Origin of the sequence: Micromonospora endophytica (assembly GCF_003236305.1) — a bacterium.
In the GTDB taxonomy this organism is placed as follows: domain Bacteria; phylum Actinomycetota; class Actinomycetes; order Mycobacteriales; family Micromonosporaceae; genus Micromonospora; species Micromonospora endophytica.
The window spans coordinates 1-13,839 of the sequence record NZ_POTX01000170.1; the positions used below are offsets into that span (position 1 = coordinate 1).

At 71.0% G+C, this 13,839-nt stretch carries 13 protein-coding genes; 5 read left to right on the forward strand and 8 right to left on the reverse strand.

The window, feature by feature from the left end:
- Positions 1 to 76: 76 nt before the first annotated feature.
- The 6 genes from topA to C1I93_RS21450 form a co-directional block, all read right to left on the reverse strand.
- A complete protein-coding gene (topA, locus tag C1I93_RS21425; RefSeq protein WP_111245090.1) occupies positions 77 to 2,827 on the reverse strand; it encodes a type I DNA topoisomerase in 2,751 nt (916 codons plus the stop codon).
- 312 nt (positions 2,828 to 3,139) lie between these two features.
- Positions 3,140 to 3,841: a hypothetical protein gene (locus C1I93_RS21430; RefSeq protein ID WP_181445265.1), complete on the reverse strand. Its 702-nt coding sequence runs from the start codon at positions 3,839 to 3,841 to the stop codon at positions 3,140 to 3,142.
- A complete protein-coding gene (locus tag C1I93_RS21435; protein ID WP_111245091.1) occupies positions 3,832 to 4,374 on the reverse strand; it encodes a hypothetical protein in 543 nt (180 codons plus the stop codon). The genes C1I93_RS21430 and C1I93_RS21435 overlap by 10 nt, the downstream gene beginning before the upstream one ends.
- Positions 4,375 to 4,492: 118 nt before the next feature.
- Positions 4,493 to 6,877 (reverse strand): sodium-translocating pyrophosphatase, encoded by a 2,385-nt coding sequence (locus C1I93_RS21440; protein ID WP_111245092.1) that lies wholly within the window; start codon positions 6,875 to 6,877, stop codon positions 4,493 to 4,495.
- Positions 6,878 to 7,215: 338 nt separating this feature from the next.
- On the reverse strand, positions 7,216 to 7,653 hold the full coding sequence (locus C1I93_RS21445) for an ATP-binding protein (RefSeq protein ID WP_111245093.1): 438 nt from the start codon (positions 7,651 to 7,653) through the stop codon (positions 7,216 to 7,218).
- A complete protein-coding gene (locus C1I93_RS21450) occupies positions 7,650 to 7,991 on the reverse strand; it encodes an STAS domain-containing protein (RefSeq protein WP_111245094.1) in 342 nt (113 codons plus the stop codon). The genes C1I93_RS21445 and C1I93_RS21450 overlap by 4 nt, the downstream gene beginning before the upstream one ends.
- A 234-nt stretch (positions 7,992 to 8,225) precedes the next feature.
- Between C1I93_RS21450 and C1I93_RS21455 the strand changes: the two genes are divergently transcribed.
- The 4 genes from C1I93_RS21455 (at position 8,226) to C1I93_RS21470 (ending at position 11,978) form a co-directional block, all read left to right on the forward strand.
- Positions 8,226 to 10,649 (forward strand): DEAD/DEAH box helicase, encoded by a 2,424-nt coding sequence (locus C1I93_RS21455; RefSeq protein WP_111245101.1) that lies wholly within the window; start codon positions 8,226 to 8,228, stop codon positions 10,647 to 10,649.
- Positions 10,650 to 10,735: 86 nt separating this feature from the next.
- Positions 10,736 to 10,942 (forward strand): hypothetical protein, encoded by a 207-nt coding sequence (locus C1I93_RS21460; RefSeq protein WP_111245095.1) that lies wholly within the window; start codon positions 10,736 to 10,738, stop codon positions 10,940 to 10,942.
- A 145-nt stretch (positions 10,943 to 11,087) separates the two neighbouring features.
- A complete protein-coding gene (locus C1I93_RS21465) occupies positions 11,088 to 11,666 on the forward strand; it encodes an LURP-one-related family protein (RefSeq protein ID WP_111245096.1) in 579 nt (192 codons plus the stop codon).
- A 156-nt stretch (positions 11,667 to 11,822) separates the two neighbouring features.
- Entirely contained in the window at positions 11,823 to 11,978 is a 156-nt protein-coding gene (locus C1I93_RS21470; protein ID WP_181445266.1) for a hypothetical protein, read from the forward strand.
- A 344-nt stretch (positions 11,979 to 12,322) separates the two neighbouring features.
- Here the strand turns inward: C1I93_RS21470 and C1I93_RS21475 are convergent, their stop codons facing one another.
- Positions 12,323 to 12,595, reverse strand: coding sequence for a hypothetical protein (locus tag C1I93_RS21475; protein WP_111245097.1), 273 nt, complete (start codon positions 12,593 to 12,595; stop codon positions 12,323 to 12,325).
- A 272-nt stretch (positions 12,596 to 12,867) separates the two neighbouring features.
- On the opposite strand from C1I93_RS21475, the gene C1I93_RS21480 reads away from it, so the two are divergent.
- Positions 12,868 to 13,059: a hypothetical protein gene (locus tag C1I93_RS21480; protein ID WP_111245098.1), complete on the forward strand. Its 192-nt coding sequence runs from the start codon at positions 12,868 to 12,870 to the stop codon at positions 13,057 to 13,059.
- Positions 13,060 to 13,472: 413 nt separating this feature from the next.
- Here the strand turns inward: C1I93_RS21480 and C1I93_RS21490 are convergent, their stop codons facing one another.
- On the reverse strand, positions 13,473 to 13,838 hold the full coding sequence (locus C1I93_RS21490) for an Rv3654c family TadE-like protein (protein WP_111245099.1): 366 nt from the start codon (positions 13,836 to 13,838) through the stop codon (positions 13,473 to 13,475).
- Position 13,839 lies beyond the last annotated feature (1 nt).

A 13,839-nucleotide genomic window follows, 5' to 3' on the forward strand; every position in this document is an offset into this window, starting at 1 on the left:
GCCCCTGTGGACAGCCGAGAGATCTTGGTGCGAAAGCGCCCCCCTGGGGGCAGTTCCGCAACAAGATTCGGGTGGATCAGGTCTTCTTCGCGGGGGCCTTCTTGGCGGTGGTTTTGGTGGCGGTGGTCTTCTTGGCGGGGGTTTTCTTCGCCGGGGCCTTCTTGGCGGCCTTCTTGGGGGCGGGGCCCTTGGCGCGCTTCTCGGCGAGCATCTCGGATGCCTCCTCCAAGGTCAGCGCCTCGGGGGTCTGGCCGCGCCGCAGGGAGGCGTTCGTCTCGCCGTCGGTGACGTACGGGCCGAACCGGCCATCCTTGATGACGAGCGGCTTCTCGGTGAGCGGGTCGGCGCCCATCTCCCGCAGCGGCGGAGCCGCGGCCCGGCGCTGGCGGGTCTTCGGGGCGGCCAGCAGGGCCAGTGCCTCGTCCAGCGTGACGGTGAACATTTTCTCTTCCGCGTCCAGCGAGCGGAACTCGTCACCACGCTTGACGTACGGGCCGTAGCGGCCGTTGTTGGCGATCACCTCGGCACCGTCCGGGCCGACCCCGACCAGGCGGGGCAGGCTGAGCAGCTTGAGCGCCTCGTCGAGGGTGAGCGAGTCCGGTGACTGGGTGCGCAGCAGCGAGGACTTGCGCTCGCCACTTGCCACGTACGGGCCGTACCGGCCGGACTTGAGCAGGATCGGCTCCCCGGTCGCCGGGTCGTCGCCGAGCTTGCGTTCGCCGCCGCCGCCGAGGAACAGCTCGTGCACCTTCTCCGGGGTCAACTCGTCCGGCGCCAGGCCCTCCGGGATCGGTGCCCGGTCACCCTGGCCGCCGCCCTCCTCGCCCTCACCGGCCGGTGCGGGCTGCTCGCCGGGCACAGCCCGTTGCAGGTACGGCCCGTAACGGCCGACCCGCACCACCACCTCACGCCCCTCGTCGTCGGTGAAGAGCGGGATCGAGTTGACGCTGCGCGCGTCGATGTCGCTGAGGTTCTCGGTGACCAGCTTCTTCAACCCGCCGGAACGGGCGATGTCCTGGTCACCGACACCGTTCGTGGTGCCGAAGTAGAACGCGGTGAGGAAGTCCACCGCCGCGTGGTCGCCGCCGGCGATCTCGTCCAGCTCGTTTTCCATGCTGGCGGTGAAGTCGTAGTCGATCAGGCGCGGGTAGTGCCGCTCCATCAGCCCGATCACCGCGAACGCCAGGAACGACGGGATCATCGCCTGGCCGCGCTTGACGACGTATCCACGGTCCTGGATGGTCTGCATGATCGAGGCGTACGTGGAGGGGCGGCCGATGCCCAGCTCCTCCAGCGCCTTGACCAGCGACGCCTCGGTGTAGCGCGACGGCGGCTGGGTGTGGTGGCCCTGGGCGGCCAGCTCGTCGGCGGTCAGCGGCTGGTCCTTGACCAGGTTGGGCAGCCGCCGCTCGGCGTCCTCGGCCTCGGCGTTCTCGTCGTCGCTGGACTCGACGTACGCGCGCAGGAAGCCAGGGTCGGTGATGGTCTTGCCGGTGGCGCCGAAGTCGGCCTCCTCCTGTGCGGAGGAAACCGCCCGGATCCGCACCGAGACGCTGGAGCCGACCGCGTCGGTCATCTGCGAGGCGATGGTGCGCCGCCAGATCAGCTCGTAGAGCTTGAACTCCTCGCCGGACAGCTCCTTGGCCACGTCGCCGGGGGTGCGGAAGTTGTCGCCCGCCGGGCGGATCGCCTCGTGCGCCTCCTGGGCGTTCTTCACCTTGCCGGTGTAGCGGCGCGGCTCCGGCGGCACGCTGCGCTCGCCGTACAGCTCGACGATCTGCCGGCGGGCCGCCGCGATGGCGGTCTCCGACAGGTTCACCGAGTCGGTACGCATGTAGGTGATGTAGCCGTTCTCGTAGAGCCGCTGCGCGGTACGCATCGTCTGCTGCGACGAGAACCGCAGCTTGCGGGCCGCCTCCTGCTGGAGGGTCGAGGTGATGAAGGGCGCGTACGGGCGGCGGCGGTAGGGCTTCTCCTCGACCCGGGTGACGGTGAAGGGCCGCCCGTCGAGCCGGGCCGCCAGCCCCCGGGCACCGCCCTCGTCGAGGTGCACGACTCCCGCACCGGCGCGAACCCGACCCGTGGTCGGTTCGAAGTCCTTGCCGGTGGCGATCCGGTCGCCGTTGAGGGCGACAAGTGTGGCGTTGAAGGTGCGCGGGCCCTCACCGGCGTTCGTCACGGCGAGCGTGGCCAGGATGTCCCAGTACTCGGCGGTGCGGAAGGCCATCCGCTGCCGTTCCCGCTCGACCACGATCCGGGTCGCCACGGACTGCACCCGGCCCGCCGAGAGCTTCGGCATGACCTTCTTCCACAGCACCGGGGAGACCTCGTAGCCGTAGAGCCGGTCCAGGATGCGCCGCGCCTCCTGGGCGTCGACCAGGTCCCGGTCGATCTCGCGGGGGTTGGCCACCGCCGCCTGGATGGCCGGCTTGGTGATCTCGTGGAAGACCATCCGCCGGACCGGCACCTTCGGTTTGAGGGTCTCCACCAGGTGCCAGGCGATCGCCTCGCCCTCGCGGTCCTCATCCGTGGCGAGGAGGATCTCGTCGACCTCCTTGGCCAGCTTGGTCAGCTTGCTGATCTGCTGCTTGCGGTCGGCGGAGACGACGTAGAGGGCGTGGAAGCCGTTGTCGACGTCGACCCCGAGCCGGGCCCAGGACTCACCCTTGTACTTCGCCGGCACGTCGGCGGCGTTGCGGGGCAGGTCGCGGACGTGCCCGAAGCTGGCCTCCACGACGTACCCCGGGCCGAGGTAGCCCGAGATCGTCTTGGCCTTCGCCGGAGACTCGACGATGACCAGGCGGGTGGTTCCAGCGTTGCTCGGCACGTCTGTTTCGACCTCTTTCCTGCTCGTGGCCGTGGCCACGCCCGCCTCCGGGCGCACTCGACCCTCCGGTACCCCACGGTCCGGATGTCCAACGTAACGCGCCGTCCGGGTTTCGGGTTTCGCGGACGGCTATCCGCCCGGGACGATCTGTGCTCGCCCCGGACGGCGTCACCGTACACCCTGGGTAGGGCGTCCAGCGGGACACTGTGACCCGGGAAGCCCATCGGTGGAGGTAGAAACCGGCCGATTCGCGCTGTGTTCCGTGACACGCGGCTGTCTCGCATCGGACAGCTGGCGCGGCTCGGGTCACCGTCAGTCGCGGGTCGGCCAGGCCGTCGGTGGAGCTGCGGACGGCCGTTCACCAACCAGCTCCGCCAGCCGCTGGGTGCCGCGCCGGCCGATGATCCGGTACGCCGGACCGCCCGCACCGGGCTCGATCAGCTCACCGCCCAGCCCGGCCGCGACCAGCGCACCGCCGATCACCGTCCAGCCCACCGGGTCGGTGCCGCCGAGCCGCAGCAGGAAGTCCGGCGGGTCGGCCACCCCGGCCGCGGCCAGCCAGAGCCGCAGCCGCCGACCGTCGAGGGGGAAACCGGCGGGTGGATGTTGCGTCGTACCGCGCAGCCACGCCGCCGCCAACGGCACGAGCGTGCGGGTGTACGCGGTGCGTACCGCGTACCGCTGGTCCTCGGTGGGTGCCCAGCTGGCGCGTACGCCCCGCTGGGCCAGCTCGGCGACGAGCACGTGCACCCGCCATCCGGCGTCCACCACCAGCGACAACCGGGCCGTGCCCCCCATCCGGTGCACCTCTCCCGGTCCGACGAGCAGCCCGGCGAGGTCGGCGACGGCGGGCTCACCGGTCTCCGCGCCGAAGAAGACCAACTGCCGCTCCCCGGCCGGCGCTTCGGCGGCCCCGGTGGGTCGCCGCGCCTTCGGCCGGGGAGGGTCGGGCACCGGGAAGGTCACCGGCAGCGGTTGCGCCGCCGGTGGCTCACCAGAGCCCCTCACCGGCATTCGGGTACCTCGTCGAAGGCGCGTTTCAACTCCTCGGAGTTGAGTTGGCTGGTGTCCAGTCCGCTCGCGTCGTACTCCTGCTTGAGCACCTCCACCGCGGCCCGGACACCGTCGTAGAAGACGCCGGCCTCACCGGTGCTCAGCCCGTCGATGGTGGTCCGGGCCTGGCCGTACGCGTCGCGCATCGACGCCAGCGAGGCGCGGAAACCGGCGGAGATCTCCTCGCCGTGCTCGACCTCCGGCACGCCGGCCTGCTCGACCTTGCGCCGGGCGTCCTCGCTGGCCTGCTCGGCCCCACCGAAGAGACGGACCAGGTTCTCCTTGGCCTGCGCGGGGGTGGTCTGCGCAGTCATCTGCTCGTTGGTGCTGCTGGTCAGCTTGCTGATCTCGGCCCGCCACGGGGTCAACGCCGAGCACACCGACGCGGCCCAGGCTGCCGGGCTCGGGCCGCTGGACCCGCAGGCCGCCAGCAGGGCCAACGTGACCAGGACCGTGATGAGCTTTCCGGCCGCCGCCGCCCGGCACGTACGCATGCGTTGCAGCGTACGTGCTCCGTCACCCGCCGGCACCGGTCAGCCGGTCGACCCCGGCCGAACACGACGGTCCCCGGCCGGCGCTGCCGCCGACCGGGGACCGGGAGGAACAGCCTGATCAGGCCTTGATCTGCTCCGGACGCGGGTCGCCCGCACCGGAACCGGTCCCACCGGAGTCCTCGCCCATCACCACGCTCTTGCGCTTGCTGTAGACCACCGCGGCGACGACGACGAGCGTCGCCACCACCGCGATCGTCACCCGCAGGCCGACGTTGCGGTCGTCGCCGATGCTCCAGGCCACCACGGCCGGGGCGATCAGCAGCGAGACCAGGTTCATCACCTTGAGCAGCGGGTTGATGGCCGGGCCGGCGGTGTCCTTGAACGGGTCGCCGACGGTGTCGCCGATGACTGTCGCCTCGTGCGCCGGGGAGCCCTTGCCGCCGTACGCGCCGTCCTCGACCATCTTCTTGCTGTTGTCCCAGGCCCCACCGGAGTTGGCCAGGAAGACCGCCATCAGCGTGCCGGTCCCGATCGCGCCGGCCAGGTACGACGCCAGCGCGCCGGGACCGAGGCCGAAGCCGACCGCGATCGGTGCCAGGATCGCCAGCAGGCCGGGGGTCAGCAGCTCGCGCTGCGCGTCCCGGGTGCAGATGTCGACGACCTTGCCGTACTCCGGACGCTGGGTGCGGTCCATGATCCCGGGCAGCTCGCGGAACTGCCGGCGGACCTCCATCACCACGGCACCTGCCGAGCGGGAGACCGCGTTGATGGCCAGGCCGGAGAAGAGGAACACCACCGCCGCACCGATGATCAGGCCGACCAGGTTCTGCGGGTTCGCCACGTTCAGCGCGTTGAGGATCTCGGCGCTGACGTCGGTCACCCCGGCGTCGGCGTACGCGATGCGCAGCGTGTCGGTGTACGAGCCGAACAGCGCGGTCGCGGCCAGCACCGCGGTGGCGATCGCGATGCCCTTGGTGATCGCCTTGGTGGTGTTGCCGACGGCGTCCAGCTCGGTGAGCGTCCGCGCGCCGTGCTCGTCGATGTCGCCGGACATCTCGGCCACACCCTGGGCGTTGTCGGAGATCGGCCCGAAGGTGTCCATCGCGACGATCACGCCGACGGTGGTGAGCAGGCCGGTGCCGGCCAGCGCCACGGCGAACAGCGAGAGGGTGATCGAGCCGCCGCCCAGCAGGAAGGCGCCGAAGACGCCGGCACCGATGAGCAGCGCCGAGTAGACCGCCGACTCCAGACCGACGCTGATGCCGGCGAGGATGACGGTGGCCGGACCGGTCTGCGAGCTCTTGCCGATGTCCTGCACCGGGCGCTTGTCGGTCTCGGTGAAGTAGCCGGTCAGCGCCTGGATCGCGGCGGCCAGCACGATGCCGATGATGACGGCGCCGATGACCACACCGCGCGGGCCGAACGGCGGGTCGCCGCCCTCCACGCCGAGCGCGGTCCGCCAGTCGTCGCCGAGCTGGGCGGCCCAGGACGGCTGGAGGTAGGCGAACGAGGCCACCGCGACCAGCACCGCCGAGATCAACGCGGAGAGGTAGAAGGCCCGGTTGATCGCGGTCAGACCGTTGCGGTCCGAGGCGCGCAGCTTGGTGATGAAGACGCCGATGATGGCGACCAGCACCCCGATGGTGGAGATGATCAGCGGCAGCACCAGGCCGTCGGTGCCGAACGCGGCCCGGCCCAGGATCAGCGCGGCGACCAGGGTGACCGCGTACGACTCGAACAGGTCGGCGGCCATGCCGGCGCAGTCACCGACGTTGTCGCCCACGTTGTCGGCGATGGTGGCGGCGTTGCGCGGGTCGTCCTCGGGGATGCCCTGCTCGACCTTGCCGACCAGGTCGGCGCCGACGTCGGCGGCCTTGGTGAAGATGCCGCCGCCGACCCGCATGAACATGGCCAGCAGCGCGGCGCCGAAACCGAAGCCCTCCAGCACGGTCGGCGCGTCGCCCCGGAAGATCAGCACGACGAGTGCGGCACCGAAGAGGCCGAGGCCGACGGTGAGGAAGCCGACCACGCCACCGGTCCGGAAGGCGATCTTCATGGCCGCTTCCCGGCCGCCTTCCCGCTCCCGGGCGGCGGCGGCCACCCGCAGGTTGGCCCGGGTGGCCAGCCACATGCCGGCGCCGCCGATGAAGGCGCTGAACCCGGCACCGACCACGAAGAAGAGCGAGCGGCCGAGCTTCACCGCGGTCTCGCTGCCCTCGGTCTGGTGCACCGGCAGCAGGAACAGCAGGACCACGGCGACCACCACGAAGATCGCCAGGGTGCGGAACTGCCGGAGCAGGTAGGCCGAGGCGCCCTCCTGAACAGCCCCGGAGATCTCCTGCATGTTGGTGGTGCCCTTGCCGGCCGCCAGCACGGCCTTCGTCAACGCGGCGGCGAAGGCGAGTGCGACCAGCGCGATCACCGCGGCGATGACGACGTACGTGACGTTTGCTCCGGTGAGGGAGATCGCGCCGCCGCCCTCGGCGGCCAAGTTGTCGGACATCTGTGTCCTCCTGTGCCGAACAACGCGTCGGCCGGTGGAGACGCACCGACCGACGCCTGGATGCGAGTACCGCAAGTGCGTGCCGGACCACCCGGCGAGCCAGCGACGGACGCCCATCTGCGCTGGCAGCCCGATGGATCACTTGCTGACAACCCGCGTACTGTAGCCCTCCGTCGTGTTCGAGGTCACACCGAGGTGCCGCCGCGTCTCGATGATCTTCATCGCTGTGTTATGAACCGAAATCTGATATAGGAGCGGGTCCATGACAATGCCGCCGTATCCCCTGGCGGGGACACGGCGGCACGGTCTTGATATCGGCGATGCGGTGGCGCGGGGGGTCAGCGGTTCAGCGGCCAGACCATCCGGACCTCGGTGCCGATGCCCTCGTCCACCGGACGCACCTGAAGATCCTCGACGAAGCCGGCGAGCAGCGCGAAGCCGACGCCGGTGGTGAGATCGTCCTCGTTCAGCGACTCGTTCGCCAACTCGTCGGCGTCCAGCGCGTGCAGGCCGATGCTCGCCTCGATCGGGGCCCGGTCCACCACCCGCACCGCGTACGTCCCGGAGTCGGACATCTCCACGAGCACCGGGTCGGCCACGCCGTACTGCCGGTGCAGGGCGACCGCGCGGGTGCACGCCTCGCCGATGGCCAGCCGCACCTCGTCGAGCAGATCTTCGCGGACCCCGGCCCTACGGGCGACCGCCACCCCCACCAGGCGAGCGGTCCGCACGTGCACCGGAGCCGGTGAGAAGGAGAGTCGGACGGTGGCCATCACGCGCCGGCGCCGGTCGCCGCTTCGACAGTGGGGTGCAGTGGGAACACCTGGTCCAGCGCGGTGATCCGGAAGATCTTGAGTAGTGGCTCCTTGTCGCAGACCAGGGCGAAGGTGCCGTCCGCGGTACGCAGTCGCTTGAGCGCGCCGACGAGCACGCCCAGCCCGGTGGAATCGAGGAAGTCCACCCGGCCGAGATCGACCACCACGTGCCGCGCCCCGCCGTCGATCAGCTCAAGCAGCCGCTCGCGCAGCCGAGGGGCGGTGTAGACGTCCACCTCACCGCCGACCTCGAGCACCGTGTGCTCTCCCACGGTGCGGGTCGCCAGCGACAGCTCCATCGGTCCCCTCCTCGCGCAGCCGTAAGCTCCATGGCATCTAACCACTACCCGGGAGTCCGGCCGACGACTCACCCGGACCGGTCCGACCTTGCCCGGCCCGCCGATTTCCGATTTCCGAACACCAGTGCGAGAGTGCAGGACGTGACCTCGGCAGCCAGCGTATCCGCCGGCCGTGGCGCCGAGCGGCCACCGGGCCCCGGCCCGGTCGCGGCTGCGGCCGTCACGCCGGACGCCCTGCTCCGCCGGTTACGGCAGCGACACCCCACCGATCCGGTCACCCACGTCGAACGGGTGCCGCCGCGCACCGGCGTGCCGGCACCCTGGCCCGGATGGGTTCCGGAGGAACTGCGCGCCGCGTACGCCCGTCGGGGGGTGGCGACGCCGTGGCGGCACCAGGCCGAGGCGGCCAGCCTGGCGTACGACGGGCAGCACGTCGTGGTGGCCACCGGCACCGCGTCCGGCAAGTCCCTGGCGTACCAACTGCCCGCGCTGGCCACCCTGCTCGCCGATCCCCGCGCCACGGTGCTCTACCTGGCACCGACCAAGGCGCTCGCCGCCGACCAGTTGCGCGCCGTCGCCGCGCTCGACCTCGACGGGGTACGTCCGGCCTGCTACGACGGTGACACCCCGCGCGCCGAACGGGAGTGGATCCGGCGGCACGCCCGGTTCGTGCTGACCAACCCCGACATGCTGCACCACGGCATCCTCCCCGGCCACGCGCAGTGGTCCGGTTTCCTACGTCGGTTGACCCACGTGGTGATCGACGAGTGCCACGTCTACCGGGGGGTGTTCGGCTCACACGTGGCGCACGTGCTGCGCCGGCTGCGCCGCCAGTGCGCCCGCTACAACCGGGCGGGCGGCCCCACATTCGTGCTGGCCTCCGCCACCTCGGGCGACCCGGCCGCCGCGGCCGGACGGCTGACCGGGCTGCCGGTGGCGGCGGTCACCGAGGACACCTCGCCCCGGGCCGGTGTGACGTTCGCGCTCTGGGAGCCACCCCTGCTGCCCACCGAGCCGACCGCGTCCCCGATGTCCCGCCGCCCGACTGGCTCCGTGGCCGGTTCCGCGGCCGGTTCCGCGGCCGGTTCCGCGGCCGGTTCCGCGGCCGGTTCCGCGGCCGGTTCCGTGGCCGGTTCCGCGGCCCGGGACGGCGGCCCGGCGGAGGTCGTGGACCTCACCCAGGTGCGCCGGTCGGCGCTGCGGGAGACCGCCGACCTGCTCGCCGATACGGTCGCCGCAGGCGTACGCACGCTGGCCTTCGTCCGCTCGCGGCGCGGCGCGGAGGTGGTGGCGACAAGTGCCCGGCGCGGCCTGGACGAGGCGGTCCCCGGGCTCGGTGCGCGGGTCGCCGCCTACCGGGCCGGGTACCTGCGCGAGGAACGCCGCGAGTTGGAGCGCGCGTTGCTGCACGGCGACCTGCTCGGGTTGGCCTCGACGAACGCGCTGGAGCTGGGCGTCGACCTGATCGGCCTGGACGCGGTGTTGATCTGCGGTTACCCGGGCACCCGGGCCTCGCTGTGGCAGCAGGCCGGCCGGGCCGGGCGTTCCGGCCAGGAGGCGCTGGCGGTGCTGGTGGCCCGGGACGATCCACTGGACACCTACCTGGTGCACCATCCGGAGGCAGTGTTCGGGGCACCGGTGGAGGCCACAGTGCTCGACCCGGCCAACCCGTACGTGCTCGGCCCGCAGCTCGCCTGCGCGGCGGCCGAGGCCCCGCTGACCGCCGCCGACCTGGAACTCTTCGGCGACGGCGCAAAGGAGGCGGTCGAGGCGCTGGTGCAGGCGGGCGCGCTGCGGCAACGGCCGACGGGTTGGTACTGGCGGCACCGGGAGCGGCCCGAGGTGGATCTGCGCGGCGAGGGCGGCGCACCGGTCTGCGTGGTGGAGGCGGCGACCGGCCGCCTGCTCGGCACCGTCGACGGCGGCTCCTCACACGTCCAGCTCCACCCCGGCGCGGTCTACCTGCATCAGGGCGTGTCGTACGTGGTGGACACGCTCGACCTCGACGACGGCTGCGCGCTGGTGCACCCCGAGGAGCCGGACTGGTCCACCCACGCCCGGGACGTCACCTCGCTGTCGGTGGTGTCGGTGCGCTCGTACGTCGACGCCGGGCCGGTCGGGTTGTTCCTCGGCGAGGTGGACGTGACGAATCAGGTGGTGTCGTACCAACGCCGCCGGATCGCCACCGGCGAGGTGATCGACACCCGTCCGCTGGACCTGCCGGTACGGGAGCTGCGTACCGTCGCGGTCTGGTTCACCCTCTCCCCCGAGTCGCTGGCCGCGGCCGGGGTGGACCCGGCCGAGGTGCCGGGGGCGCTGCACGCCGCCGAGCACGCCGCGATCGGGCTGCTGCCGCTGGTGGCCACCTGCGACCGGTGGGACATCGGCGGCCTCTCCACGGCGGTGCATCCGGACACCGAGGCGCCTACCGTCTTCGTCTACGACGGCCACTCCGGCGGGGCGGGCTTCGCCGAGCGGGCGTACGGCATGGCCGCCTCCTGGCTGCGGGCCACCCGCGACGCGATAAGCGAGTGCGGCTGCGAGGCGGGGTGCCCGTCCTGCGTGCAGTCACCGAAGTGCGGGAACGGCAACAATCCGCTCTCCAAACCGGACGCGGTCCGGGTGCTCGACGTGGTGTTGGCGAACCTGCCCCGGTGAAAGCATGAAACGCGCGCCGTTCGGGCATTGATGGGAGCGCTTCCATCGACGCCTGTTCGTTCCGCCAGCGCCTGTGAGGAGGGGCCGTGGCCGACACCATCGCCGAGACCGTCGACCTGCTCTACACCATCGACCAGGAAAAACTCAGCACCGACCAGCAGATCGCGCTGGGCACGGCGCTCGCCACCCTGGCCCAGGCCGAACGGCTGGATCAGATCAACGAACGGCTCCGCACCATCCAGCAACTGCTCACCAACTGGGCCCACCGGTCGACCGTCGACGGCGTCCGCTGACGGCCGACGGGTGCGTGGCCGGGCGCCACGGGTTCGTGGCCGGGTTCTGCGGCGGGTTCGTGGCCGGGTGCTGGGGCGCGTTCTGGGGCGGCGGCCGTTTGCCGGGCTGTGCGACACTCCGGCGCACCACGATTGAGGAGTCTTCATGCAGCCCGATAACTTGCAGGCCCAGCAGCAGTTCCACATCCGCCAACGGGTCCGGTTCATGGTCAACCAGTACGAGGTGCACAGCGTCGCACCGGACGGCTCCGAGGGCGGGCTGCTGGCGTTCGCCCAGCAGAAGCGGCTCGCCTTCAAGGAGCAGGTGACCATCTACACCGACGACTCGAAGCAGCAGCCGCTGCTCGGGTTCAAGGCTCGGCAGCGGCTCGACCTGGCCGCCACGTACGACGTCACCGACCACGCCGGCACCCCGATCGGCCTGTTCCGCAAGGACTTCGCCCAGTCCCTGCTCCGCTCGACGTGGCACGTCGAGCAGGCCGGCCTGCCCGCCGTCACCGGCCAGGAGCGCAGCTTCCCGGTGGCGCTGCTGCGCCGCTTCGTCGACTCGCTCTCCTGGCTGCCGTACCATTTCGACTTCGTCGCGGGCGGCCAGCCGGTCTTCACAGTGGTCAAGAAGTGGGGCCTACGCGACCGCTACGTCGTGGAGATCCAGCACCCTCAGATCGACCGCCGCCTGGTCATCGCCATGGCCATCGCCCTCGACGCTCTGCAAGGCCGCTGATCATCTCCCCGGGGGTGCGCCAACCCCCGGGGGCAGCGGACCCATCCCGCGTCAGCCCACCCATGCGGTAGCGGCCCCACCCGCGGTGGCGACGCACCTCCTGCTATTTGTGACAGCCGCCGCTTGATCGTCGCCGCCTTCTATCCCTCGCTGCACGTGAGTGTGGCGAGGGCGCACGAACAGTTGGGCAACCCGGTGGCCGCACGCGCCGCGTTCGAGCGAGCCGCCGAGCACGTCCCCGCGCTGCCCGAAGGCGCGTACGGCGACCAACTCCGGACAGCCATCACCGACGGCCTCACCCGACTGACCTGAGCGGTCCCGAGGCGTTCAGTCAGCGGCTTGACCTCCACCGTGCGCAGCTTCTCCGGCAACGGGTCGACGTCCAGTGGTGCATCGCGGCTAAGCCGGAGTTCACGCCCCAGCTCAACGACAACGACCGACTGGATCACTCCGCCTGCGGCCACACCCCCGACATCAAGGGCCGGGCCAGGCACCGGGAGGCGCTTCGGGCCACCAGAAAGCCGCGAAGAAGTGAACACCGACGATCACCCGTGCATCGTCTGTGGCAAGGACGAGCACGACGGGACCGAGGATCACCCGATAATCCGAAGACACGCTGGAGGATTGACCCCGGGCCGGGTGCACCTCGCGACCGGTTAGCGTCTCTGCGATGATCTCAAGCGCCCCTGTTGCCCCGGTTTCCTCGCGACGGGCGCCGGGGCAATGCGCAGCCCGGCCTTCATCACGAAGATGGACCGCCGGTCCACCGCGTCTCCCCTGTTGTCGACCTGGTAGCCCGCCAGCCAAATCCACCCGTCGTAGGTGGGCCGGTCGAGCACGCGGATCACGCGGAACAAGATCGGCTTGATGAACTGCACGCTGGCCTCCCGACCCACCAGGAGCAGGTCACCGGCTCGGAGTGTGGTCATCGCCAGTGGCCCCGGTTGATCAAAACGCGCTGCTTCACGCGGCATGGCAGCGGCGACCCGCACAAGCACACCCGCCTCGCCCGTCGCAGGGACCATACCGGCCTGTGCTTGCGCGCCAGGTCTTCGGCCAGCGCCAACACATACTCTGCGTACGCCATGCGTCGCGTCATGCACCCATCGCATCACGCAGGGTTGTACGAGGGCAACTCCCACGCGAGTTGTCTCACCCGGTAGCGACTGGAGCAATCCCCTCGGGCCATAGCTTCAGCTTTGTGGAGTTGCTGGGGCTGGATGAGATCCGTGACCTCCTTGGCGGGATCAGCAAGCAGCGCGCCACGATCATCGTGGGCCGCAAGGGATTCCCTGACCCGTTGGTCACGTTGAAGATGGGCCGCGTCTGGGATGGCAGGGCCGTCCGGGCTTGGATCGCCGAGAACCGCCGCAGCCCGACCGACGAGGATTGACGACCCAGAACGTAGAGCGCCCGCCTACATTCCCGGCTCATAAGGGTCAGCGCCTTCTACCCGTCGCTGCACGTCAGCATCGCGACGGCGCACGAACGACTGGGCAACCCAGCCGCCGCGCGTACGGCCTTTGCGCAGGCGGCCGAGCATGTCGCCGCATTGCCGGCAGACGCGTACGGCGAACAACTCCGGACGGCCATCACGGATGGCCTACGCCGGCTGAGCTGACCTCCCGCCATTCGGCTCGCGGCATGACGCTCCGCACTGTCTTTCGGCGGCCGCAGCAGTCACGGCTTGCGGCATGTCGGGCCCTCCCACAGGCGGGAAGACCCAAGATGCCGCAACTCGCGAGCTCAGCCGCGTAGCGGGCCGGGTTCGCGAGCTCAGCCACGTAGCGGGCCGGGTTCGCGAGCTCAGCCGCGCAGTGGGCCGGCTCGGGAGGTTGCCGTGGCACTGCGCCGCAGCCCAGGCAGCGGCTCCACAGTCAGCTCGGCCGTGACCAGGACGTCGAGCCCGTCGAGTTGGCACTGGATCAACCGGGCACCGTTCGCGGCGACGATCTCGGCGGCCCGAGCGCACGCCGCCCGCTCGTTCTGGAGGGCTCGGCCGGCACCGGCCAAGGCGCCGAAATCGGCGGCGACCCTGGCCTGCTGGCGGGCCATCCGGGCCGCGCCGACCCCGGCACCGAAGAGGCCACCCAGGACGAACACCAAACCCACCGCCAACAGGCAGATGGTGGCCCCACCACGATCCCCGCCAAGATCGCGCTCTCCCCGCACC

Coding starts and splice junctions, on each gene's coding strand:
- C1I93_RS21440 (WP_111245092.1), bottom strand. CDS start 6,877: ATGTCCGACAACTTGGCCGCCGAGGGCGGCGGCGCGATCTCCCTCACC.
- C1I93_RS21475 (WP_111245097.1), bottom strand. CDS start 12,595: ATGACCACACTCCGAGCCGGTGACCTGCTCCTGGTGGGTCGGGAGGCC.
- C1I93_RS21465 (WP_111245096.1), top strand. CDS start 11,088: ATGCAGCCCGATAACTTGCAGGCCCAGCAGCAGTTCCACATCCGCCAA.
- C1I93_RS21435 (WP_111245091.1), bottom strand. CDS start 4,374: ATGCGTACGTGCCGGGCGGCGGCGGCCGGAAAGCTCATCACGGTCCTG.
- C1I93_RS21450 (WP_111245094.1), bottom strand. CDS start 7,991: ATGGAGCTGTCGCTGGCGACCCGCACCGTGGGAGAGCACACGGTGCTC.
- C1I93_RS21430 (WP_181445265.1), bottom strand. CDS start 3,841: ATGCCGGTGAGGGGCTCTGGTGAGCCACCGGCGGCGCAACCGCTGCCG.